This is a genomic window from Gemmatimonadaceae bacterium (genome assembly GCA_035533755.1).
Lineage (GTDB): Bacteria > Gemmatimonadota > Gemmatimonadetes > Gemmatimonadales > Gemmatimonadaceae > JAGWRI01.
This window is the reverse complement of record DATLTC010000020.1, coordinates 1-5,575: the sequence shown is the minus strand read 5'-3', so window position 1 is coordinate 5,575 and position 5,575 is coordinate 1. Positions and strand designations below refer to the sequence as shown.

The following is a 5,575-nucleotide window of genomic DNA, read 5'->3' as shown; positions in this document are numbered from 1 at the left end:
CGCGATGCGGGCTGGATCCACACGAAGATCGGGCCCGGCATGGGCCGCGCGGCCGCCACGGTGAGGGCCAGCGCGAAGACGGCGAAGCGAAGCACGAACTGACTACGCCAGAAAGCGCGAAACGGCTGCGAAGAACTCGTTGGGCGCTTCCCAGAACGGGAAATGGCCGCTGTGCGGCAGGAACTCGAGCCGCGCGCCGGGAATGGTTGCCGCGAGTTCGCGGGCCACGTCGGGCGAGAGCGGGTCGCCCTCGCCGTGCACGACGAGCGTGGGGCAGCGGAGCGCGCCCACCTGGTGGTGCCAGTCGTACCCGTCGCGACGCAGTCGCGCCAACGCGGCGGCGCCGGTCTGGCTGGCCTGCCGCGGCATGGGGAACGTGGACGCGAACGCCTGATCCACGAACCAGGCGCCGTACGACGCGCGAAGGTGCGCCAGGTGCACCGCCAGGTCGGGCTCGCCCAGCGCGTGGTCGCTGATGCCGGCGAGCACGGCGCGATCGTCCGCATTGGCGCGCGCCAAGGTCTCGGCGCGCAGCGGCGCCATCCACGAGCTGGTGGGGCCCACGGCGTCGGCCAGCACCAGCCGGCGCACGCCGGCCGGATCCTGCGCCGCCGCGAGCATGGCGATGCCGCCGCCCCACGAATGGCCGAGCACGTCCCACTCGCGAATGCCCAGCGCGCGGCGCAGGGCGGGGATGTCGGCGGCGTCGTCTTCGATGCGCGACGCGAGCGGATCGGCCGGCGCCTGCGACGCGCCGCGACCGCGCTGGTCGTAGAGGATGAGCTGCCGCCCCGCGGCCAGCGGCGACAGCGACGGCCAGAGCATGGCGTGGTCCACGATCAGGCCGCCGTTCACGCACAGCAGTGGCGGCGCGCCCGCCACGGGCGGCGAGGTGAATACGGCAAACGCGAGCCCCCGCGCCCGGACCGTCTGGCGGTCGAGGCGCGGGGGATGCGGAATGCTGCGTCGAAAAGCGAAGAAGCGATCGCGGGCCGAGGTCACGTGGAGAAATCTACCGCCGTGCCCCTGTCCGCTCCCGATCAGGCCCCTCGGGCATGCGACATCAGAGACCCGGATTGGAGAACGAGCCGAAGCTGGCAAAGAAATTCGACAGCAGCGTGAACCGGCCAGTGAACAGCAGCACGCCGACCACCACCAGCAGCGCGCCGGAAACCATCTCGATGGGTCGCAGCCAGCGCCGCATGCGCTGGGCGCCGGCCAGGTACCAGTTGAGCGCCACCGCCGCCACGAAGAACGGAACGCCCAGCCCGAGCCCGTACACGCCGAGCAGGAGCATGCCCTTGGCCATCGTGGTCTTCATGCCCGCGTACAGCAGGATGGACGCGAGCACCGGGCCCACGCAGGGCGTCCATCCGGCGCCGAACGCCATGCCCACCAGCACCGAGCCAAAGCGCCCCGCCGGCTTGGATGCGAGTTGCACGCGGCGCTCGCGCATCAACCCCGGCAGTCGCAGCACGCCCAGCATGTAGAGCCCGAACAGCACGATCACGATGCCGCCCACCTGCTGGATGAGGGGCAGCGAGCGGCGCAGCGTGGCGCCCAGGGCCGTGGCGGTCGCGCCCAGGGTCACGAACACGAGCGTGAAGCCGAGCACGAACAGCGCGGCGTGCACCGCGGCGTGGCGCCTGGCCGACGTGCGCCCCTGCGTCGTCAGATCTTCCAGCGTCATGCCCGTGACGAAGGTGACGTAGCTGGGCACCAGCGGCAGGACGCATGGCGACAGGAACGAGGCCAGCCCGGCCACGAATGCCAGGCCGAGCGACACCGTGGCCGTGTCCGTCATGGCGCGAGGCCGGCGTGCGCGGGCGGATCGGCGGGCTCGGCGAGCAGGCGCTGCACGGCCTGATCGAGCGCCACCGCCGCGAAGATGCCCTGCACCGTGTTGCGGATGCGGCCCTGGCGGTCGATCAGGAACGAGGTGGGCAGGAGGTTCACGTTGCCGAAGCTCTCGACCATGTCGCCCGTGGCCATCGCCACCGGATAGGTGATGTGGTTCTCGGCGAGGAATTTCTCGACGCCGTCGGTGCTGCCGGCGTCCATCGAGACGCCCAGCACGACGAAGTCGCGGTTCTTGTTGCGTTCGTACACCGACTCGAATCCCGGCATCTCGAACCGGCAGGGCGGGCACCACGAGGCCCAGAAGTTGATCAACACCACCTTGCCGCGGAGCTGGTCGCTGGACACGGGCTGGCCGCTGAGGGTGGTGAGCTGGAATGGGGGGACCGCGGCGTTCTCCGAGGCGACGCCGGCGGCGGCCGCGACCTGCGGCCAGAGGCGGTGGCCGACGAAGATACCGAGGGCGACCCAGAGCAGGGCTTCCCAATGGAAGCGAAAGCGGAATTTCGGGATGCGCATGGCCATTCGAGTGGAGCGTGGACGCCGGCCGGGGCCGGCTGATTATGTCTATATTCTCTAGTAGTTATGCAGTAATGTTATTCGCCGGCCGTCGCGCGGCAAGGGGCTCCGGCACGCAGGCGCCGGTCGGGGAAGTCCCTACGAAGTATGGGGCGCGGGCCCATGCCGCGGGATCGCGCACATGGGTTCAATGAACGGCAGGAACACCCCCCCGAGAACGCAACACGCGCTTCGATACCGTTACCACATACCCATGAATATGACCGCGGCGCGCAGCGACTGGCCGGGTTCGCATCCCCGAGCCTTTCTGGGGGTCGCGGCGCTGACCTGGCTGGCCGTGTATCTGGCGCTGGCCCCGGCCTCATCGGCGTTGGCGGCCGCCCTACCCGTGGACCCCGCCAGTCACCTGGGCGGCGCGTTGCAGTTCTTTCTCTTCGACACGCCCAAGGTCCTGCTCCTGCTCACCGGCGTGGTGTTCGTGATGGGGATGGTGAATTCGTACTTCACCCCGGAGCGCACCCGCGCGCTGCTGGCCGGCCGCAGCGAAGGCGTGGCCAACGTCATGGCGGCCAGCCTCGGCATCGTCACGCCGTTCTGTTCCTGCTCGGCGGTGCCGCTGTTCATCGGGTTCGTGCAGGCGGGCGTGCCGCTGGGCGTCACCTTCTCGTTCCTGATCTCGGCGCCGATGGTGAACGAGGTGGCGCTGTCGTTGCTGTTGGCGCTGTTCGGCTGGCGGATCGCGCTGCTCTACCTCGGCCTCGGGCTGTCGGTGGCCATCGTGGCCGGCTGGGTGATCGGACGGCTGCGCATGGAGTCGTCGCTCGAGGACTGGGTGCGCGAGATGCCGCGCGTGGAGGCGCAGCATGCGCACGAGCGACTGACGCTCGCCGAGCGCCTCGCGGCGGGGTTCGCCGCCGTCCACGAGATCGTCGGGAGAGTCTGGCCGTACATCCTTGCCGGCATCGCGATCGGCGCCGTGATCCACGGCTACGTGCCCCAGACCTTCATGGCCTCGTTCATGGGACGGGACGTGTGGTGGGCGGTGCCGCTGGCCGTGCTCGTGGGCGTGCCGATGTACAGCAATGCGGCCGGAGTGATTCCCATCGTGCAGGCGCTGCTCGCCAAGGGGGCCGCGCTCGGGACCGTGCTCGCCTTCATGATGAGCGTGATCGGGCTCTCGTTTCCCGAGATGGTGATCCTGCGCAAGGTGCTCAAGATGCGCCTGATCGCGACGTTCGTGCTGGTGGTGGCCGCGGGCATCCTGCTCGTGGGTTACGTGTTCAACGCGGTGTTGTGAACGAAGACATGGAGAACGTGATGACGAACATCAAAGTGCTCGGTACGGGCTGCCCCAATTGCCGGAACACCATCGCCCTGCTCAAGACCGTCGCGCGGGAGGCCGGCGTGGACGTGGAGGTGGAGAAGGTGGAGGAGATCCAGGACATCATGCGGTACGGCGTGCTGGCCACGCCCGGGGTGGTGATCGACGGGAAGGTCGTGCATGCCGGGGGCGTGCCGAGCCGGGCCAAAGTCGAAGGGTGGTTGCGCTGAACGCGGTCCGCATGCAGGATGCACGCGCCCCCCGCGCGCACGTCAATCCATCGGAGAGCCCGTCATGAAGGCGCCCGCAACCGTTGTCGCTCTGGTGCTCGTCTGTGTCGCCGCTTCGGCGGCGACCGCGCAGAACCCCAAGCCCCGCCCCGAAGAGACCGAGGTCTGGAAGCCCGTGCCGGTGGTCGTGACGCCGGGCCGCTCCGATCTCGCGCCGCCGTCCGACGCCATCAAGCTCTTCGACGGCCACGATGAGAGTCAGTGGGTGTCGGCCCAGGACCACTCGCCGGCGGCGTGGGACGTGCACGACGGCGTGCTGACGGTGAACAAGAAGGCGGACAACATCGAGACCAAGCAGTCGTTCACGAACTATCAGTTGCACCTCGAGTGGCGCGTGCCCCAGGGGATCACCGGCTCCGGGCAGGCGCGCGGCAACAGCGGCGTCTTTCTGGCCTCCACCGGCCCCGGGGACGACGGCTATGAGATCCAGATCCTGGACTCGTACCACAACGCCACCTACGTGAACGGCCAGGCGGCGGCCATCTACAAGCAGTATCCGCCGCTGGTGAACGCCATGCGCAAGCCCGGCGAGTGGAACGTGTACGACGTCATCTGGACGGCGCCGACGTTCAAGCAGGACGGCTCGCTCGACACGCCCGCGTACGTGACGGCGTTCCAGAATGGGGTGCTGGTGCAGAATCACGTGGCGCTGTTGGGACCCACGCTCTACATCGGCAAGCCGTCGTACAAGGCGCACGGGCCCGAGCCGATCAAGCTCCAGGCGCACGGCGATCCCAGCGCGCCGATCAGCTTCCGCAACATCTGGGTGCGGGTGCTGCCCGATACGGCGCAGGTGCACATGCCGTAGCAGCGTCCCGAATGGGAGGACGCGTCACCTCTCGCCCCGTTCGGTCGTGCCCGAGAACGTGGTGAAGGCGGCGGACCGAGCGCTGTACCGGGCGAAGCAGGCGGGGCGGAATCGGGTGGAGAAGTGACCGTGGGTGGCGGCTACTCGCCGCCGGGGGACCCCTCGCCCCGGTACACGACCCCGCCCTTCATCACGAACTGCACGTGCTCCACGGCCGTGATGTCCTCCAGCGGATTTCCGGGTACGGCAATCACGTCGGCAAAGTATCCGGGCTTGAGCTGTCCCACTTCGTCTTGCCACGTCAGAATGCGCGGACCGTTCAGGTAGTCGGCCTGGAGCACGGCCAGCGGCGTCATCCCGTACTGCGCCATCAGCTCGAATTCCCGTGCCTGCGTCCCGTGCGGGAAGGGGCCCACGTCCGACCCCACGGCCATCGGAACGCCCGCCGCCACCTGCCGTTTGAATTCGTGGATCTTGTAGTCCAGCATGACGTACTCGCGGGCGGCCGCGGCGGAATCGGGCGCGTGATCCGCGAAGTATTTGAATATTGCAAACGTCGGCACGGCGGGGATGTCCTTTGCCTTCATCATCTGCATCGTCCCGTCGCTGAGCTGCGTGGCGTGGTCAACGGACGCTACGCCCGCCTCCACGGCAAACCGTGCCGCAGGCTCGCCCTGGCAGTGCACGCCCACGTTGGTGTTCAGCCGGGCCGCCTCGGCCACGGCCGCCTGCAGCTGCGCCTCGGTGTACTGGTAGGGCGTATGGAAATCCCAGAACTCG

7 protein-coding genes are annotated in these 5,575 nt (G+C 68.7%); 3 read left to right on the top strand and 4 right to left on the bottom strand.

What is annotated here, in order from left to right:
* Positions 1–102 precede the first annotated feature (102 nt).
* From VNE60_03720 to VNE60_03710, 3 genes are all read right to left on the bottom strand, one after another.
* Positions 103–1,002, bottom strand: a complete 900-nt coding sequence (locus VNE60_03720; GenBank protein ID HVB30618.1) for an alpha/beta hydrolase — start codon at positions 1,000–1,002, stop codon at positions 103–105.
* Positions 1,003–1,063: 61 nt separating this feature from the next.
* The gene (locus VNE60_03715; protein ID HVB30617.1) at positions 1,064–1,804 is read right to left on the bottom strand and encodes a cytochrome c biogenesis protein CcdA; all 741 of its coding nucleotides are present in this window, start codon (positions 1,802–1,804) and stop codon (positions 1,064–1,066) included.
* Positions 1,801–2,376 carry a TlpA disulfide reductase family protein gene (locus tag VNE60_03710; GenBank protein HVB30616.1) on the bottom strand — a complete coding sequence of 192 codons (576 nt, stop codon included), beginning with the start codon at positions 2,374–2,376 and terminating at the stop codon, positions 1,801–1,803. The genes VNE60_03715 and VNE60_03710 overlap by 4 nt, the downstream gene beginning before the upstream one ends.
* Positions 2,377–2,635: 259 nt before the next feature.
* Between VNE60_03710 and VNE60_03705 the strand changes: the two genes are divergently transcribed.
* From VNE60_03705 to VNE60_03695, 3 genes are all read left to right on the top strand, one after another.
* Positions 2,636–3,673, top strand: coding sequence for a permease (locus VNE60_03705; GenBank protein ID HVB30615.1), 1,038 nt, complete (start codon positions 2,636–2,638; stop codon positions 3,671–3,673).
* 20 nt (positions 3,674–3,693) lie between these two features.
* Positions 3,694–3,927 carry a thioredoxin family protein gene (locus VNE60_03700; protein ID HVB30614.1) on the top strand — a complete coding sequence of 78 codons (234 nt, stop codon included), beginning with the start codon at positions 3,694–3,696 and terminating at the stop codon, positions 3,925–3,927.
* 64 nt (positions 3,928–3,991) lie between these two features.
* Positions 3,992–4,795 carry a DUF1080 domain-containing protein gene (locus VNE60_03695; GenBank protein ID HVB30613.1) on the top strand — a complete coding sequence of 268 codons (804 nt, stop codon included), beginning with the start codon at positions 3,992–3,994 and terminating at the stop codon, positions 4,793–4,795.
* Between the two features lie 140 nt (positions 4,796–4,935).
* Here VNE60_03695 and VNE60_03690 read toward each other — a convergent pair.
* On the bottom strand, positions 4,936–5,575 hold a 640-nt coding region (locus VNE60_03690), incomplete at its 5' end, for an amidohydrolase family protein (protein ID HVB30612.1).

Coding starts and splice junctions, on each gene's coding strand:
- VNE60_03715 (HVB30617.1), bottom strand. CDS start 1,804: ATGACGGACACGGCCACGGTGTCGCTCGGCCTGGCATTCGTGGCCGGG.
- VNE60_03700 (HVB30614.1), top strand. CDS start 3,694: ATGACGAACATCAAAGTGCTCGGTACGGGCTGCCCCAATTGCCGGAAC.
- VNE60_03705 (HVB30615.1), top strand. CDS start 2,636: ATGACCGCGGCGCGCAGCGACTGGCCGGGTTCGCATCCCCGAGCCTTT.
- VNE60_03695 (HVB30613.1), top strand. CDS start 3,992: ATGAAGGCGCCCGCAACCGTTGTCGCTCTGGTGCTCGTCTGTGTCGCC.
- VNE60_03710 (HVB30616.1), bottom strand. CDS start 2,376: ATGCGCATCCCGAAATTCCGCTTTCGCTTCCATTGGGAAGCCCTGCTC.